Below are 16,398 nucleotides of genomic sequence, written 5' to 3'. Positions count from 1 at the left end.
GCGATCCGGACGGGACTCGAACCCGCGACCTCCGCCGTGACAGGGCGGCATTCTAACCAGCTGAACTACCGGATCAATTTTTTTAAAAGAAATTGAGAAAACTTCTGCGATCCGGACGGGACTCGAACCCGCGACCTCCGCCGTGACAGGGCGGCATTCTAACCAACTGAACTACCGGATCAAATTATTAAAGAACTTCGTTTCTTTTTCGTGGTTGCAAAATTACACCTTTTTTCGTTACCTGCAAATTATTTTCAAAAAAAATGCCTCCCAATCATGGAAGGCATTCATTACCAAAGTTGTTTTTTTATAAGTGAGCGCTTAATTTTTCAGCGATTACCTCTTTTGGAGCTACACCTACTAATTTGTCTACCACTTCTCCATTCTTAAAAATAAGAACTGTAGGGATATTTCTGATACCATACTGCATAGAGATTTCCTGGTTGTTATCTACATCTACTTTCCCAACTACTGCTTTACCTTCAAAATCTGATGCTACTTCTTCGATGATTGGTCCTAAGGTTCTGCAAGGTCCGCACCATACTGCCCAGAAGTCTACTAATACCGGTTTGTCTGATTTTAAAACCGTATCCTGAAATGAGCTGTCTGTAATTTCTAAAGCCATTTTGTTTCTTTTATTTTAATTAATATTATTTTCTTTTTAATCCTTTATTGGATGTTCAAAATTACACTTTTTAAAGCATAAGACTATCTATGCTCAACATTAGTTTTTTCTATGGTGTAATCGCTTGAAATTTCCTTCAAGGCACTTACTAATGTATCAATCTCTGCTTTAGTCGTCATATGGCTGAAAGAGATACGTAATGGGGTACAATGATCCATTTCGTCCTCAGAAAGTACCATCATCATTACCATTGAAGGCTTTGAAGCTCCTGATGAGCATGCACTTCCCTGAGAGATTGCAATTCCTTTCATATCCAGCTGAAGTCCGATCAATGGGTTTTTATAAGGTAATAATGCACTTAAAACTGTATAAAGACTGTTTTCCTTTTCAGCACTTCTTCCATTGAATTTAATTCCTTCAATTTCGGCAGAAAGTCTTTCAATCGCGTAATTTTTGATATCCTGCATATGGTTGGTATATTCATCCATATGATTTAAAGAAAGTTCTAGGGCTTTACCCAATCCTACGATACCACAAACATTTTCTGTACCGGCTCTAAGACTTCTTTCCTGAGGTCCTCCTGTTATAATTCCTTTCATGCCAGTTGCCTTTCTGATAAATGCAAATCCTGCTCCTTTTGGCCCATGAAACTTGTGGGCACTGCATGAAGCAAAATCTACAGGGATATCGGAGAAATCAAGGTTCATATGAGCCATGGTTTGTACAGTATCCGAATGGAAAAGTGCATTATGCTCTTTGCATAGCTGGGCAACTTTTTTAAGGTCGATTATATTTCCGATTTCGTTATTAGCATGCATTAAGCTTACTAATGTTTTTTTATCTGAAGCTTTTAACCGCTCTTCTAATTTTACAAGATCAATATCTCCTTTTTCATTCGGGCGGATGTAGTTTACTTCTACACCTTTTCTGCTTTTCATATCCAGAATACTTTCAGAAACACATTTGTGTTCCAGAGGAGAGCTGATGATTCTTTCTACTCCAAGATGTTCTACCGAGGATTTGATGATCATGTTGTTGGATTCTGTTCCGCAGGAAGTGAAAATGATTTCAGCAGGAGTTACATGAAGATAGTCTGCAACCTGTCTTCTTACATTTTCAATAAGGATTTTTGCTTCCTGACCAAAGCTGTGCGTTGAAGACGGGTTTCCGAAATTCATCTTCATAGTGCCCACCATTGCATCTATAACTTCTTCTGCAAGCGGAGTGGTTGCGGCATTATCTAAATATACTTTATCCATTATTATTTTGAATATTTTAATTCTACAGAGGTAAACTGATAATCTGCGGGAACAGTGAAAATAATCCAGGGACTGGAGATCACCTGAATTTCCATTCCACCGGAAGGTTCTCCGGCAGGAACTTCTACATACAGAATCTGATTTTTCACAGATATATTTTTGATTTCATCAATTTTGTGGCTTCCCGATCTGAAGGTTCCTAAATTGTATAAAACAACCTTTTTATTTTTCGGAAATTTCGGATAGTTGGTACCAGATTCTTTTCCCAGTTCTACCCTACTGATATTTCCTTTTAGAATAGTATGAAAATCTGTTTCGTCTTTAATAATTTTAAAGCCGGATGCGTCTGTTCCTCCCTGAGATTCAGAAATAAGGAGTTCAGTATCTCCCTGCACAGCAGAAGACTTGTGAGAGGAAGTGCTTGCACAGCTCATGAAGATTGCCGCACATGCAATTAACAGGCTTTTCATTTTTTACAATTTTATCTCCCAAAATTAGTGAAAAAATTGGTAATGTCCTTCATTTGCCCATTTCAACATTGGCCGATCTCCGGAAGTATCGCCAAATGCAATAATTTTATCGTACTTAGAATCGTTGATTTCTTCTTTAATTCTTACCAGTTTTTCTTTTCCGTTGCAGTTTTTTCCCACAAAGTTTCCTGTAAAAACACCGTTCTTAAACTCTGCCCGCGTAGAAACAAGCTCCATTTTAAGTGCCTGGGCGAATGGCTTTACCCAGATATCCAATGAAGCGGTAACCAATAAACTTTGTGTATTGTTATGATCTATATTATTAATAAAGTCAAGCGCATTTTCACGCACAATTTTAGGATAATGCTGTTCAAAAAAAAGTTTGGACTTCTGTTCTATCTTTTCCTGAGTCTGCCCTTTTAAAATAGAACCAATAAAGCTTTTTTTCACTTTTTCTGTTTCAGCCAGTTTCAGCTTTAGCAGAATAAAGAGAGGAACGTGTCTTAAAAATTGTATACGGTATTTTGTAGAATCGTAGAATTTGAGATACATAAACATGGTATCTTTATACGTCAGGGTTCCGTCAAAATCAAAACAATACAATTTTTTCATTTTTCTTAAAGCTTTAATTTTTTAAATATAAATTCAGGGATATTCCTGATAATCATCATGATAATACTCCAAACCGGCAAAACATATGCCACATTTTTTTCCTTTTTAAAGGCTTTATAAATACAGGCTGCTGCTTGTTTCGGAGTAGCTGTCAGTTTCGGATTTAAAGGCAGACCTTCTGTCATTTTGGTTGCCATAAACCCAGGTTTTATCGTAAGAACATGTACTTTTTTATCAAAAAGATAGTTTCGCAGACCACTCAAATAGGCTGTAAATGCTGCTTTTGCACTTCCATAGATAAAGTTACTCTGTCTTCCTCTATCTCCTGCTACTGATGAAAGCCCAATAATCGTTCCTGATCTTCTGCTTTCAAATTTTTGAGCAAAATAGTTCATCACAGGAACCAGTTTTGAATAGTTGATATCTATGATACGTTCTGTATTCCTGTTGTCATATAATCCTTCTTCAGTTCCCTCTCCTAAATATCCTACGGCGCAAAATAATACATCTGAATTGATATTATCAAATCTATTGTAATCAATTTCTTTGGTCAGATCCAGTTCAATAACTTCCGCCTGCTGCAGAAACTTTACATCAATATGCCTTGCAAATCGTTCTGTAGTTTCTTTGTTTGAGGTAAAAAGGTAAATTTTTTCAAATTTTTCTCCTTCCTGAAGTGCTTTTTCCACAAAAGCCTGTGCCACTTCAGATGTGCTTCCCAGAACTATCATTATGAGTTATTGTTTATGATTCTTTTGTGCTGTAAAGACACAAATTTAGGATTTTGAATATTTTTAAGGTAATTAGTGAGCGATGATCTGCTCATACTGTCTTTGGTAAGATAAATTCTTCCTCCAAATTCCTGAACGATAGCATCAAGCTGATCCACTAGCTTTTTCAGTTTTGAATTCACTTTAAAATCCAGTGCCAGTGTATACCCTTCCACAGGGAATGAATTGTAAGCGTCAGTATTATTCTTTCCAAAAAGTTTTAAAACAGCAAGGAATGATCCGTTTCCGCTATTAGCAATCGTTTCAAGGATTCTTCTCATTCCTTCTTTTCCTGTTTCTTTAGGAATTACCATCTGATATTGTATAAAACCGGATTTACCGTAAATTTTGTTCCAGTCATTAATAGCATCCAGCGGATAGAAAAATGTTTCGTAATCAATAAAATTTTTAACTTCTTTCTTAGCCTGTTTTTTATAATACAGCCAGTTGAATATTTTTACAGTAAGTGCATTCAGTACAAATCCTGGAAAATAAAACGGAACTGTAGGGGAAAATTTTTTCTTTAATCTTAAAGGAGTTTTCGAAAAATTCTGAGGAAGTTCATGTTGAAAAGCATGCTCACCTCTCATGAGAATACTTCTTCCGATATTTTTTCCTTTTTGAAGGCAGTCAATCCATGCAACAGTATAAGTCCAGCTTTCGCTTTCATCAAACAGTTTAAAAATTTCATCCAGATTTTCTGCTTTAATACTTTCCTGGCGGATATACGCGGATTCTATATTTTTAAGCTTAAACTTTACTGTAAGAATAATTCCTGTAAGACCCATTCCTCCGATAGTAGCCCAGAATTTCTCTACATTTTCTTCTCTTGAACAGGTAATAATTTCCCCATTCTCAGTCATCAGCTTAAACTCAATCACATATTCTGAAAAACATCCTTCTGCATGATGGTTTTTGCCGTGAACATCGGAAGCAATAGCACCTCCTACCGATATAAATTTCGTTCCGGGAGTAACGTACAAAAAATATCCCTGTGGTACTGCTATTTCCAGAACATCTGAAAGCAGTACTCCGGATTCGCATTCTATCACTCCGTTCAAACGGTCAAAATTGATGAACTTATTTAATTTTTTTGTCGAAAATATAGATTCTCCCAGAGAAGCATCTCCATAACATCTTCCGTTTCCTCTGGCAATAATTTCGTTGTGGCTGAGTACAAATTCTTTTATTTTTTTGAAATTGTCCTCAGATCTCATTTCTTTCTCTACTACCGGGAAATTGCCCCAGTTTGTAACTTTCTGCGTGAAATTAGGTTTCATTTCTTAAAATAAATTTGAATTAAAAATGCTACTACCCAAAGTAATAGGGTAACCTGAATATAACGGTCTCTATACACAATTTTGGTAGGAGACTCTGTTCTGTTGTACACTAATGTCTGCTGAAGATATCTCAACAAAGCAAACACTACAAAAATAACGGTGTAAAAAACCCTTGCATGAAATCTTTCCTGAACTTCCGGAGAAAGGGTAAACATCAGATAGCAAATGATGGCTAACGTAATAGAAATAGACAATGCAATGTCTGCAAACTGAACGTTATATCCATCCAAAGCCTTTCTTGTCTTTCCGGAAACCTGCGCATTAATAAGCTCTCCTCTTCTTTTTCCGATTGCCAGTACAAGTGCCAGTACAAATGTTAAAAGAATAGCCCATTGTGAAATACTGATTCCGGTAATATAACCTCCCGCCAGTACACGCAGAACAAATCCTATTGCGATAATGAAAATATCAATGATGGGAACATGTTTAAGCCTAAAGGTATAAGCAAGATTCATCACCACATAGAAACCTATGATGGTTGCAAATTTCCAAAGATATTCGTGGAAATAAAGTTGTGAGAAAAATACAAGAGTAATATCTGTAATGACCAATCCTATAAGGATTCCTATAGCTGTTGACTTTGAAATCGCTCCACTCGCCAGCGGTCTTCTTCTTTTTTCAGGATGCTTCCTATCTGCCTCAATATCATTATAATCATTCAAAATATAAACTACACTTGCAGCAAGTGAGAATATAATGAACGCAAAGATGCTTTTGACAAGTAATTCTACATTCGTAATATTACCTGAAAAAAACAACGGGACAAATACAAACAGGTTTTTAACCCATTGCTCTACACGGAGTAGTTTTAAATATTTCTTCATTTATGTTGTTTCGAATGCAAAAATAATAAAATTAAAATTCTTAGCCTAAAAATACAAAAAAAACCGCCGGGGCGGTCTTTTACGAAAATATTTATATAATAAATTAACTATTGCCCTTGTTTGGCATCATTAATCATTTTTTCATTTGCAGTAATAGCAAACTCTACTCTTCTGTTTTTAGCTCTTCCTTCATCAGTATCATTGCTTGCAACCGGCATATTTTTACCTTCACCTTTTGTGAACATTCTGCTTGATGCAATTCCTTTTCCTACTAAATAAGCTTTTACAGCGTCTGCTCTTCTTTGAGAAAGTGCTAAGTTGTAAGCATCTTTACCTACGCTGTCTGTATATCCATAGATATTAATATTTGTATCTGGATTTTTAACCAATACGTCACCTAGTTTATCAAGGTTAGCCTGTGCAACAGAAGTAAGGTTTGAAGAGTCAAATGCAAAGTTAACAATACTTTCATTCATGGTAACTTTAATACCATCTCCTACTCTTTCTACCTGAGCTCCAGGTAATGTTTCTTTGATATCTCTAGCCTGCTTATCCATTTTGTTACCAATAACGTTACCAGCAACACCACCGATAATACCTCCTAATACAGCACCGATAGCTCCGTTTCCTCCTTTTCCTACATTATTCCCAAGGATACCTCCAAGTACTGCTCCTGAAGCAACACCTACTGCTGTACCTCTTTGTTGGTGATTTGAATTTTGAACCGCTTCACAGCTTGTCAATAATAATGCTGATGACAAGAAAAGGGCTCCTACGTATGTTTTTGTAAATTTCATTTTTTTTGATCTTTTATGTTGATAAATTATTTCATTCCTGCTCTCTGGAAGTTGTAAACTACTTTTACATTACCTCCTTCAAAAGGAACATCTTGCTGAAGTGAAAACTGATCTGTAGTCTGATTGATCAGGGTAAGGCTATATCCTACAGAATTTTGTTTTGCTTTTGTACCTGCAGCAATTTTTTTAAACATAAACGTGTTACCGTCTTTTACTTCAAATTTGATAGGCTGTGTAATTGCAGGGCAATCTCCGCCACCATTTAAAGTATATGCTCCTGTCCAGTTGTTAGGAATTAATCTCCAATGGCTTCCTACAAAACATTGTGCATCTGCACCTTCATCAAAAGGCTTGATTTTAAATCCTTTTTCATAATCTATACTTACGATTTGCCAATCTCCTTTCATTTTCAGAAAGTCTGCTCTTTGATTTTGAGATGTAGCTGCTTTGTTAACAGAGGAACACGACACTGCAAAAAGTGATGTTCCCAACATCCCTGCAAGTAGTAACTTTTTCATTTTGTTGTTTATTATTTTGTTACTATAAAGTTACAAAAAACCGTGCCAAAATTTAAAATAAAAATAAAAAGTCCGAAAAAAATTCGAACTCTTTATGGTTTCTCCTTAAATACAGGGAGATAAATTATTTTTTAACAGCCTTTTTTATGGATTTCGAAGGTTTCGAAGGTGTTGATACCTTTCCTTTATAGAAATTCGTATAGGCATATTCTGCTGCTTTTTTCAGGTCTATAACTCCGCCAGCCTGCGACTGGTCTGTAAAGCCGTTTGCGGTGCTTGGATTGCTGCTTTTCACAAGTGCTTCAATGATCTGATAAGGTTTCAGATCTGGCATATAAGCTAATAAAACAGCCGCTCCTCCGGCTACCACAGGAGAAGCCATGGAAGTTCCCTGAAGGTATTTGTATTTGTTTTTAGGAACGGTGGAATAAATCTCTTCTCCCGGAGCGAAAACGTTCACCATTTTTTTATTGTAGTTAGAAAAATCTGCTCTCAAAGCATCATTTTTATTGGTACTTGCTCCTACCACAAGAACATTGCTTACAAATGGTTTTTCATCTGTAATATTTTTAAAATTGGTAGGATAAGCCAAATGCTCAGCTACATCTTCATTTTCATTTCCAGCAGCCTTTACTAAAAGAACACCTTTATCTTCAGCATATTTAAAAGCATCCCAAACAACGTTCTTACCCGGAGAAACAGGTTTTCCGAAGCTCATGTTCAATACTTTTGCCCCGTTATCTACTGCATATCTGATTGCATTAGCAACATCTTTATCTCTTTCGTCTCCGTTTGGAACTGTTCTTACAGACATGATTTTAGCAACTTTTGAGGCTACTCCATACTGCACTTCTTTTCCTTGAGGAAGTCCGGCAATGATTCCTGCTACGTGAGTTCCGTGCTCTGCATCGGGGCCTTCATAATGGTTGTTCCCATAATTTTTTTCAGAATAGTCATCGTAGTTATCTCCTACAATTTCTTTTCTTGTATCATATGAAAGATCGTATTGCTTTGCTGCCGGAGCAAAGTGATCGATAGCCTCTTTCATCTCCTCCTTCATCTTTTTTTCAAACTCAGCAGATGATTTCCCTTTGAATTCCGGACTTTGAGAAATCTGTCCCAAGAAATCCAATGCAATTGCATCTCTCTGATCTGTAGGAGCTTTGATTGCTGAAATTGTTTCAGCCGTCACAGCCTTACCTCCTAATAATTTTACCATATTAGGAATCAGCTCGTTCAGCATAGAATAGGTCTTGAAATTCTGTATAGCCTCGATACTTTTTGAATTAAACATATCTTTGGCTTTCATATACATATCAAACTCCTCCTTCATCTGAGCTTGGTTAGCCTTGTTCTTTGTGGAATCTGTACCTTCAAAAATAGGTTTGTATTTGGCAACTACTCTTGTCACTTCCATATTATCAATATCAACGTCACCGTTTTTACCTCCTATGAAGTTCCATCCGTGTACATCGTCAATATATCCGTTTCCGTCATCATCTTTACCATTTCCAGGAACTTCGTTAGGGTTTGACCAAAGATTCTTTACCAATCCCGGGTGATCTACCTGTACTCCACTATCCAAAACTCCCACCACAACGGTTTTAGGCTTCAGTCCTTTAGATTCTAAGTATTTATAAGCATTTGCCGTATTTACCCCATATACTTTTGAAGTTGCAAAATCTTTATGATACCATGTCATCAGATCTTTATCTTCATTGGGGTCTTTACTTTTAGCTTTAGATTCCTGTGCAAAAGAGAAACTAAAACCTGTTAGAAAAACTGCAGCTAATAATACCTTTTTCATATGTTGATATTTAATTTTGTTTTAAGACATATGCCAATCGCTACATTTATCTGTTTTTATATTGAGAATTCTATGAATAGCGACTGTATGCTAATATGATTGTTTTATATTTTTTATATATACCATAGATTCCGGGCCTTTATTACAAATAAGGTCAAGAACCGACAGGTCTTCCAAAAATCCGAACTTGTCAGAAAAAGTCTGGTAATATTCTTCCATTTGAAATTCTGAAGGAAGCTTTGCCGAAAATTTTTCTCTAAAGTTGATACTTTCAGGATTTTTGATATATTCTTCATTCAAAGAGTGTGCTTTTTCTGTTTTCAATATCTGTTGGATCACTTCTATCCCTTTAAGGTTAAAATCCAAAAGAAACTTTTCTTTAAGGTCAAAAATTTTTCTGAACTTATCTTCATAATATTCAAAATAAGGAGAGCTTTGGTATGCTGTCTTGATTGATTTCCAATGAAGGGTTCTCCAATCTTCACGGTAAGAAACTTCTACATCTTTAAATTCTCTTTTCCCGTTATGATTGATAGGAATTATTAACGATAGTTTTCCGTTGGCTCCATAGATGTTTGTTCTGTTTCTATAGGTCTGTTTTGGAAAGTTTTCAAATTGTTCAAATATAATTTCATTCTCAGGGTTTAAAAACACTGAAAACCATGAAATTGGGGGCATATAAAATGCCGGTAATAAAATATTTTGCATAATAATATAATCTAGTTTTTAGGATAAACCACTCTTCCTACAGCATCTTTCTCATCAACAAAGCCTAAATAACGGGAATCTAAGCTTGCATTACGATTATCTCCTAAAAAGAATAATTTTCCACTTGGAACTTTTATGGGTCCAAAGTTATCAGCGTTCCAATCTTTATGATAAACTTTGTGAATATCCTGATCTGTATTGGGGTTTATAAACCTTTCATGGAAAAAACTATCATTAAGTTCTTTATCACTTAATTGAGTAATGAAATAATTATCGTCAATCTGAAAGATTTCACTATCTTCAGTTCCTTTGGACAGGAGATCATTAGCATAGCCTCTGTCTATTTTATAAGAATGTTTCACGTTAATATTATCTACCAACGTATTATTGACATATAATTTACCATTTTTAATTAAAATCACGTCATTTTCCTTTCCTATTAATCTTTGTACATAAGCTCCTTGAGGATAATCCAAATTAGTCTGATTGTAAGCAATCATTTTAAATTGATCATAAGGAAGGATGTTGGTCATTACAATAAATGACTTTTTTTTGATGGTAGGTTCATTGCCCGCTGTGGGTACAAAAGCATATTGCAAAACTCCGGAGAGTTTTGCAATAATAAAAAGAGTTACAATAAAGCTGCCTGTTAAAAGGACTCTATTAAATATTTTACTTTTAAACACTATTCTTCAGTTTTATTTTTTCTGAATAGTTTCACGAAATATTCCCATCCGAAGAATAAGATCAGGATCATTGCCGCAATCCACCAGTAAGAGGTTTTATTAGCTTCTCCTGTATTGGTTGCTTTGAACATTCTCTCCCAACGGATTTTGAATGGTGCTTGGTAAGTAGAGCTGCTGTCTGCAAATGCTCCCTGAAGGCTCATCCATGTGAACATTGGTTTTCCAACGATATTTTCTTCCGGAACGAAACCAAAGAATCTTGCATCTAATGAAGCGTCTCTGTTGTCCCCAACCATCATATAATAATCCTGTTGAATAGTATACTGGGTAGTTTCTTTTCCGTTGATAAAGATTTTTCCGTTCTTTTTTTCCAGACTATTGTGTTCGTATTCAGAAATAATCCACTGATACATTGGAAGTGTTTCCTGGTTGATAGCCACTACATCTCCTTTTTTAGGGATTCTTAGCGGACCATACCAATCCTGATTCCAAGGTTTGTTGATCGGGAAGATCGATTGTGTAGTATCAATTTTTGTTTTGGCTTCATCTCTGTAAAATACAGCAGCTTCTCCTTTTGGTGAAACTTCTTCTTTCATATCAAGAACCTGAGAAAGTCCTTTAATTTCTTTAGCTGTTTTATCTGTTAATCCTTGGAAAGCATAAAGATATCCTTTATCTGTCTGCAGTTCCTGAACTGGTAAAAATCCATAGGTATTATACAATGAAGGAATATCCAGCTGGCTTCCTGTTGTTACAATATATCTGTGCTGTACTTCCTGATCTCCTAAAACGGTTTCCGGCTTTCCGTTAACGAAAAGTCTTCCGGCTCTCATTTCAAAAGTATCACCTGCTGTAGCTACACATCTTTTTACGTAAGGATCTTTCCTGTCGATGGCTGTATGTACAGAATCCTGAGGATAGTTGAATACAACTACATCATTTTTCTGAGGTTTATTGAACTGTAAAATTCTTGTGTATGGAAGTTTTACTCCGTCTACATAAGATTTTGGATCATCTTTAGGATTTCCTTTCTGTCCTGTATCCATAATAGTTCCCTGAAGGAAAGGTATTGCTACGGGACGCATCGGAAGTCTGTAACCATAGCTCCATTTGTTTACAAAAAGAAAATCACCCACCAATAATGTTCTTTCCATGGATCCTGTAGGAATCCCGAAAGGCTGTGTTACGAAAACGTGGATGATGGTGGCAAAAACTACGGCGAAGGTTATTGATCCAAGGAATGTATCTTTCTTTTTATCATTTTTCTCTTCGTCTGTAAGGAACAGGTCGTTTGCATTCTCATCTTCTAACTCTACATCTTTAGAATAGTTGATTACTGCCATATAAATAAACGGCAGAATCACTGTAAGAATCTGATCCTTGAAAAGTGTTTTCCCAAACTTTTTCACTAAATAAAGGTGAAAAACAGACATCATGATTGGCCCTACAATCGGAAGATAAGAAAGGATTGCCCACCATTTCGGATGTTTTGTTTCTTTAAGAATGATGAAATAGTTGTAAAAAGGAATAAAAGCGAATAAAGGGCTATACCCCATTTTCTTGAACAGTTTCCAAGATGAAACCCCCATTAATACGGATAGTATGAGGACATATACTGTATAAGTTAAAAAATAATTCATAAATTTTTGTGCCTATTCTTATGATATAAATGCTAAAATGATGAGTAATAAATGATAAAAGCAATCCGCTGTTTACAATTCACTATTCATCATTTTCTGCTTATTGGTCTGCAATTTACAGAATTTGTTACAAATTAAAGTCCCAAAACGTCTTTCATTGCGAAGTTTCCTTTTTTATCTTTAATCCATTCTGCAGCTACTACAGCTCCCAGAGCAAAACCGTTTCTGTTGAAAGCGGTATGTTTGATTTCGATTTCGTCTACTTCACTTCTATAATACACACTGTGAGTTCCCGGTACCTCATCTTCACGCACTGCAAAAATGCCAAGTTGCTTACCTTCTGTTTCTTCCAGCTTCCATGCATCGAATTTCGGGTTGTTTTGAATGATTCCTTCCGCAATAGAAATAGCAGTTCCACTTGGAGCGTCTTTTTTGTGGATGTGATGAATTTCTTCTAATTGACAAGAATATTCATCAACATTTTTCATCAGATCCGCCAATTTTTCGTTTAAGGCAAAAAATAAATTAACACCTAAACTAAAGTTGGAACCATATAGGAATGCTGTTCCGTTATCTACAGCCAGCTTTTCTATTTCAGCTCTTTGATCCAGCCATCCTGTTGTTCCACAGATTACCGGAATTTTATTTTCAAGACAAGCTTTGATATTTTCAAAAGCAACTTCCGGTAATGAGAATTCAATCACAACATCCGGATTATTAAGATTCTCAGCAGTTGGGGTTTCCTTCAGACGGGCAACTACTTCATGACCTCTCTTCTGTGCGATCTCATCAATGATCTTACCCATTTTTCCGTAACCAACTAATGCTATTTTCATATAATCTTTTTATTTTTTAATACTGCATGTAATCTTCAGATCTTTCTGCAGATTTATTGTCTTTTAAAATCTGTAACTTAAAGTGAATCCTGTTTTCGGAGCACTGTACCCATACTGATCCTGAATAACCGATGGTTTAAAAACCAGATCCGGATCATGACGGCTTTCGTAAAGATGGGCATCTACCACAGCGTCTACAATATTCAGAATATAAATTAACCCTGTAATGGCGATGGCATAGTCTCGTTGTCTTTTAGCTCTATCCTGAGCATTCCCTAAAGCTTTCTTATCTAAAAATGGATGACTATCCACAAACTCATTAGGGGTACCGTTCAGTTTCGCTACATAATATTCACGATATTTCTTGTATTGGTTATCGTTCCATATAGCAATCCCGACTCCGGCTCCTACCGCTCCCCAAACGATGGGAATCTTCCAGTATTTTTTGTTATAAAACTGTCCTAATCCAGGTAAAACTGCAGAATATAAACCTGCTCTGGTAGGATTCAGCTTTATGGTTTTTACTGTAGGGCCATTAGCTTTTTCAAGATCTTCAATGATCTTTGCTTCTGTTTTGCCTGGCTTTACCACACGAGGTTCTTCTTTCGGAAGAGTCTGCATCCGAACGGTATCAATAGGTTTTACTTGTGAGTAAGCCAGCACAGCAATACACAAGAAAAATGTGAAAAATATTTTCTTCATTTATTTAATATGGGATAAAATATATTCCAGCTCTTCTTCATTTTTGAAGTCCAGAACAATTTTACCTTTTTTACCATTTCCAGAAGTTTTGATCTCCACTTTAATATCCAGGATATCTGCGATGGTCTTCTGGGCTTTTTTATAGTTATTGGAAAGTTCCACGTTGGCTTTTTTTGCCGCGGGAGACTTTGGATTCTTCAATGCAGCAGCTGCCTGCTCTGACTGACGAACATTTAATTTTTCTTTGATGATAAGACCAAATAAAACCTGCTGATCTTCTTCACTTTCAAGACTGATAATAGCTCTACCGTGTCCTGCAGAAATCTCACCACTTCTGATGGCATTCTGAATATCAGGGTTCAGCCTTAACAATCTGATGGAGTTGGTGATGGTACTTCTGTCCTTTCCTACTCTCTGGCTCAGGTTTTCCTGAGTAAGACCGATCTCTTCCAAAAGCCTATGATAAGTCAAAGCAATTTCGATGGCATCAAGATCTTCCCTCTGGATATTCTCAACAAGAGCCATCTCAAGAAGCTCCTGATCATTTACTAAACGGATATAAGCAGGAATAGTTGTAAACCCGGCAATTTTAGTTGCTCTGTAACGTCTTTCCCCGGAAATGATTTCAAATCTTTCTCCGTCTTTTCTCAGGGTAATCGGCTGGATTACGCCCAGGTTTTTGATCGACTGCGCGAGTTCGTTTAATGCTTTTTCATCAAAATAAGTTCTCGGCTGCGTCGGGTTCGGATAGATATCTTCAAGCGCAACTTCTACAATATTTCCTACAAACTTATCTGCTCCTTCATCAGTAGCTGAATTGACAGTTGCTTTAGATTCAGCACTTAAAATGGCGCCCAAGCCGCGTCCCATAGCTCTTTTTTTGTCCTTCATAGATATAATTGATAAATGATGTTTGATAAGCGATGGCTAGCATTCACTTATTGCCCATTTATTATTAATTTAGTTCTTTATTAAGTTTTCATTTCTCAAAAGAACTTCTTCAGCTAACTGAATATACTGAACAGCTCCTTTACTTTCTGCATCATAGTTCAGGATACTTTCTCCAAAACTTGGTGCTTCACTCAGTCTTACGTTTCTGCTGATAATTGTTTCAAACACCATTTCCGGGAAGTGTAGATTTACTTCTTCCACTACCTGATTGGATAATCTCAATCGGCTGTCATACATGGTAAGAAGAAGTCCTTCAATTCCAAGATCTTTGTTGTGGATCTTCTGAACATTTTTAACGGTATTCAAAAGTTTCCCAAGTCCTTCTAATGCAAAGTACTCACACTGGATCGGAATGATTACAGAATCTGCTGCAGTAAGAGCATTTACGGTAATAAGACCTAAGCTCGGCGCACAATCGATGATGATATAGTCATAATCGTCTCTTACGCTGGCGAGTGCTTTTTTCAGCATATATTCACGGTCCTCCTTATCTACCAACTCAATTTCCGCAGCGACCAAATCGATGTGTGACGGAATAATATCAAGGTTCGGAGTGGCAGTTCTTTTGATACAAACTCTTGTATCCGCACTGTGCTCCAGTAGATTATATGTAGAATACTGAACATCTTCCACCCCCAAACCGGATGTAGCATTCGCCTGAGGATCAGCATCAATGATTAATATTTTCTTTTCCAATACTCCTAATGCTGCCGCCAAGTTAACAGCGGTGGTAGTTTTACCAACGCCTCCTTTTTGATTAGCAATACCTATGATTTTTGCCATTATTAGAACTTTAAGTTTCAAAAATACACTTTTTTCTTTGCTCTCGGTGAGTGGGGAAAATCAAAATTGAGTTAAAATATTGTTAATAAGCAATTTAACGATAAAAAAAATTATCCACAAAAAAAATTCTTTGTGGATAACTATTTAAAATTTGTCTTTTCGTATTAATTATCAAATTTCATTGAGATTGGAAATTTGAAATAACTTCTTACGAATTCTCCTTTTTTGTTTTTGGCTGGAATCCATTTCCCTTTGCTTGAGATGTTTTTGATTGTTCTCATTGCCTCACTATTAAAATCGGCGTTGGTTCCATTAGCTTTTACCCCTGAGATCGTTCCGTCCATTTCTACAATAAAGGTAACTGTCGTTTTTACAACATCTTCTGATTCAAATCCTGAACCATCGAAGTTGTTCATTACTTTATTTCTGAAGGAGTCTATTCCTCCTGTGAAATTAGCTTCTACACTTAATTCCGTTTCAATCTTTTTAGGATCTGCTTTTTCAACTACCGGATCAGCCTTTACAGCGGGTGGCCCATCTCCTCCAATAACACGTGGAACAATCGGAATATAGCTATCTGTGGTAGTTTCTTTACCTTCAGATGTTTGTGTACTTGCCACTGCATTTGTTTTATCCTCCACTTGTTTTTCATTGGTAACAATTGCTTTAGGCTCTGGCACTCTTTCATCATATGTTTTTACTGCTGGAGCTGGCGGCGTTGGTTTTACAATCTGCGCAGGAGGATCTTTCGGTTTATCTATCTCCTGAATCTCAACAACTCTTGGAAGTTCATATAACGGTCCTGCGGATATATCAGCAGGTTTCATTGCAGAAATTACAAAAGGTGTGATAGATACTGCGGCCATTAAACCTGCTCCTATGAAAAGAGCTTTGGTTAATATTCTATCTGATTCGTTTCTTAATACATAGGCACCATAGTCTTTATTGCGGTGCTCGAACAGAACTTCGTTAAAACGAAATTCCTGATTTTGGTTATGTTGTTTCATCACTACTACTATTTAAACTGTTAAAAAATTGTGATTATTAGTTTTGTTAGCTCTTATCGATAA

The 16,398-nt window shown here is 36.3% G+C and carries 18 protein-coding genes and 2 tRNA genes; all 20 read right to left on the bottom strand.

The annotated features are described in order from the left end of the window. Window position 1 precedes the first annotated feature (1 nt). Window positions 2–75: transfer RNA gene (locus CQ046_RS22130), tRNA-Asp, on the bottom strand. 32 nt (window positions 76–107) lie between these two features. Continuing rightward, window positions 108–181 (bottom strand) — tRNA-Asp (locus tag CQ046_RS22125). Between the two features lie 126 nt (window positions 182–307). Continuing rightward, window positions 308–625, bottom strand: a complete 318-nt coding sequence (gene trxA / locus CQ046_RS22120; RefSeq protein WP_027374941.1) for a thioredoxin — start codon at window positions 623–625, stop codon at window positions 308–310. An 83-nt stretch (window positions 626–708) separates the two neighbouring features. Then, window positions 709–1,884, bottom strand: coding sequence for a cysteine desulfurase family protein (locus tag CQ046_RS22115; protein ID WP_105704342.1), 1,176 nt, complete (start codon window positions 1,882–1,884; stop codon window positions 709–711). A 2-nt stretch (window positions 1,885–1,886) separates the two neighbouring features. After that, a complete protein-coding gene (locus tag CQ046_RS22110) occupies window positions 1,887–2,354 on the bottom strand; it encodes a hypothetical protein (RefSeq protein WP_105704341.1) in 468 nt (155 codons plus the stop codon). A gap of 24 nt (window positions 2,355–2,378) precedes the next feature. Beyond that, window positions 2,379–2,966 carry an HAD family hydrolase gene (locus CQ046_RS22105; protein ID WP_105704340.1) on the bottom strand — a complete coding sequence of 196 codons (588 nt, stop codon included), beginning with the start codon at window positions 2,964–2,966 and terminating at the stop codon, window positions 2,379–2,381. Between the two features lie 5 nt (window positions 2,967–2,971). Then, window positions 2,972–3,697, bottom strand: a complete 726-nt coding sequence (locus tag CQ046_RS22100; protein WP_105704339.1) for an SDR family NAD(P)-dependent oxidoreductase — start codon at window positions 3,695–3,697, stop codon at window positions 2,972–2,974. Continuing rightward, window positions 3,697–5,016: an FAD-binding oxidoreductase gene (locus CQ046_RS22095; RefSeq protein ID WP_105704338.1), complete on the bottom strand. Its 1,320-nt coding sequence runs from the start codon at window positions 5,014–5,016 to the stop codon at window positions 3,697–3,699. Before CQ046_RS22095 ends, CQ046_RS22100 begins: the two co-directional genes overlap by 1 nt. Then, on the bottom strand, window positions 5,013–5,900 hold the full coding sequence (locus CQ046_RS22090) for a decaprenyl-phosphate phosphoribosyltransferase (protein ID WP_105704337.1): 888 nt from the start codon (window positions 5,898–5,900) through the stop codon (window positions 5,013–5,015). The genes CQ046_RS22095 and CQ046_RS22090 overlap by 4 nt, the downstream gene beginning before the upstream one ends. Before the next feature lie 107 nt (window positions 5,901–6,007). Further along, on the bottom strand, window positions 6,008–6,697 hold the full coding sequence (locus CQ046_RS22085; protein ID WP_105704336.1) for an OmpA family protein: 690 nt from the start codon (window positions 6,695–6,697) through the stop codon (window positions 6,008–6,010). Window positions 6,698–6,723: 26 nt separating this feature from the next. Beyond that, entirely contained in the window at window positions 6,724–7,215 is a 492-nt protein-coding gene (locus CQ046_RS22080) for a lipocalin family protein (RefSeq protein ID WP_105704335.1), read from the bottom strand. Between the two features lie 124 nt (window positions 7,216–7,339). Further along, window positions 7,340–9,022: a S8 family serine peptidase gene (locus CQ046_RS22075; RefSeq protein WP_105704334.1), complete on the bottom strand. Its 1,683-nt coding sequence runs from the start codon at window positions 9,020–9,022 to the stop codon at window positions 7,340–7,342. 90 nt (window positions 9,023–9,112) lie between these two features. Further along, the gene (locus CQ046_RS22070; protein WP_105704333.1) at window positions 9,113–9,730 is read right to left on the bottom strand and encodes a WbqC family protein; all 618 of its coding nucleotides are present in this window, start codon (window positions 9,728–9,730) and stop codon (window positions 9,113–9,115) included. Window positions 9,731–9,741: 11 nt separating this feature from the next. Beyond that, window positions 9,742–10,416, bottom strand: a complete 675-nt coding sequence (lepB, locus tag CQ046_RS22065; RefSeq protein WP_165790580.1) for a signal peptidase I — start codon at window positions 10,414–10,416, stop codon at window positions 9,742–9,744. Further along, entirely contained in the window at window positions 10,416–12,056 is a 1,641-nt protein-coding gene (lepB, locus tag CQ046_RS22060) for a signal peptidase I (protein WP_105704332.1), read from the bottom strand. The genes lepB (CQ046_RS22065) and lepB (CQ046_RS22060) overlap by 1 nt, the downstream gene beginning before the upstream one ends. A 134-nt stretch (window positions 12,057–12,190) precedes the next feature. Then, window positions 12,191–12,892, bottom strand: a complete 702-nt coding sequence (gene dapB, locus CQ046_RS22055) for a 4-hydroxy-tetrahydrodipicolinate reductase (protein WP_105704331.1) — start codon at window positions 12,890–12,892, stop codon at window positions 12,191–12,193. Window positions 12,893–12,955: 63 nt separating this feature from the next. After that, window positions 12,956–13,594 carry a DUF5683 domain-containing protein gene (locus tag CQ046_RS22050; protein ID WP_105704330.1) on the bottom strand — a complete coding sequence of 213 codons (639 nt, stop codon included), beginning with the start codon at window positions 13,592–13,594 and terminating at the stop codon, window positions 12,956–12,958. Continuing rightward, entirely contained in the window at window positions 13,595–14,485 is an 891-nt protein-coding gene (locus CQ046_RS22045) for a ParB/RepB/Spo0J family partition protein (protein ID WP_105704329.1), read from the bottom strand. It abuts the gene before it with no gap. Window positions 14,486–14,554: 69 nt separating this feature from the next. Continuing rightward, window positions 14,555–15,328, bottom strand: a complete 774-nt coding sequence (locus CQ046_RS22040; RefSeq protein WP_103231733.1) for a ParA family protein — start codon at window positions 15,326–15,328, stop codon at window positions 14,555–14,557. 164 nt (window positions 15,329–15,492) lie between these two features. Further along, window positions 15,493–16,335: an energy transducer TonB gene (locus CQ046_RS22035; RefSeq protein ID WP_105704328.1), complete on the bottom strand. Its 843-nt coding sequence runs from the start codon at window positions 16,333–16,335 to the stop codon at window positions 15,493–15,495. Between the last annotated feature and the right edge of the window lie 63 nt (window positions 16,336–16,398).

Origin of the sequence: Chryseobacterium sp. MYb7 (assembly GCF_002979455.1) — a bacterium.
In the GTDB taxonomy this organism is placed as follows: Bacteria; Bacteroidota; Bacteroidia; order Flavobacteriales; family Weeksellaceae; genus Chryseobacterium.
Note: the sequence above shows the minus strand (reverse complement) of the source record. Positions and strands in the feature narration are given on the sequence as shown.

Bases quoted from the DNA above. Each gene is read 5' to 3' on its own strand.
- trxA (WP_027374941.1), bottom strand. From the start codon at position 625: ATGGCTTTAGAAATTACAGACAGCTCATTTCAGGATACGGTTTTAAAA.
- CQ046_RS22115 (WP_105704342.1), bottom strand. From the start codon at position 1,884: ATGGATAAAGTATATTTAGATAATGCCGCAACCACTCCGCTTGCAGAA.
- CQ046_RS22110 (WP_105704341.1), bottom strand. From the start codon at position 2,354: ATGAAAAGCCTGTTAATTGCATGTGCGGCAATCTTCATGAGCTGTGCA.
- CQ046_RS22105 (WP_105704340.1), bottom strand. From the start codon at position 2,966: ATGAAAAAATTGTATTGTTTTGATTTTGACGGAACCCTGACGTATAAA.
- CQ046_RS22100 (WP_105704339.1), bottom strand. From the start codon at position 3,697: ATGATAGTTCTGGGAAGCACATCTGAAGTGGCACAGGCTTTTGTGGAA.
- CQ046_RS22095 (WP_105704338.1), bottom strand. From the start codon at position 5,016: ATGAAACCTAATTTCACGCAGAAAGTTACAAACTGGGGCAATTTCCCG.
- CQ046_RS22090 (WP_105704337.1), bottom strand. From the start codon at position 5,900: ATGAAGAAATATTTAAAACTACTCCGTGTAGAGCAATGGGTTAAAAAC.
- CQ046_RS22085 (WP_105704336.1), bottom strand. From the start codon at position 6,697: ATGAAATTTACAAAAACATACGTAGGAGCCCTTTTCTTGTCATCAGCA.
- CQ046_RS22080 (WP_105704335.1), bottom strand. From the start codon at position 7,215: ATGAAAAAGTTACTACTTGCAGGGATGTTGGGAACATCACTTTTTGCA.
- CQ046_RS22075 (WP_105704334.1), bottom strand. From the start codon at position 9,022: ATGAAAAAGGTATTATTAGCTGCAGTTTTTCTAACAGGTTTTAGTTTC.
- CQ046_RS22070 (WP_105704333.1), bottom strand. From the start codon at position 9,730: ATGCAAAATATTTTATTACCGGCATTTTATATGCCCCCAATTTCATGG.
- lepB (WP_105704332.1), bottom strand. From the start codon at position 12,056: ATGAATTATTTTTTAACTTATACAGTATATGTCCTCATACTATCCGTA.
- dapB (WP_105704331.1), bottom strand. From the start codon at position 12,892: ATGAAAATAGCATTAGTTGGTTACGGAAAAATGGGTAAGATCATTGAT.
- CQ046_RS22050 (WP_105704330.1), bottom strand. From the start codon at position 13,594: ATGAAGAAAATATTTTTCACATTTTTCTTGTGTATTGCTGTGCTGGCT.
- CQ046_RS22045 (WP_105704329.1), bottom strand. From the start codon at position 14,485: ATGAAGGACAAAAAAAGAGCTATGGGACGCGGCTTGGGCGCCATTTTA.
- CQ046_RS22040 (WP_103231733.1), bottom strand. From the start codon at position 15,328: ATGGCAAAAATCATAGGTATTGCTAATCAAAAAGGAGGCGTTGGTAAA.
- CQ046_RS22035 (WP_105704328.1), bottom strand. From the start codon at position 16,335: ATGAAACAACATAACCAAAATCAGGAATTTCGTTTTAACGAAGTTCTG.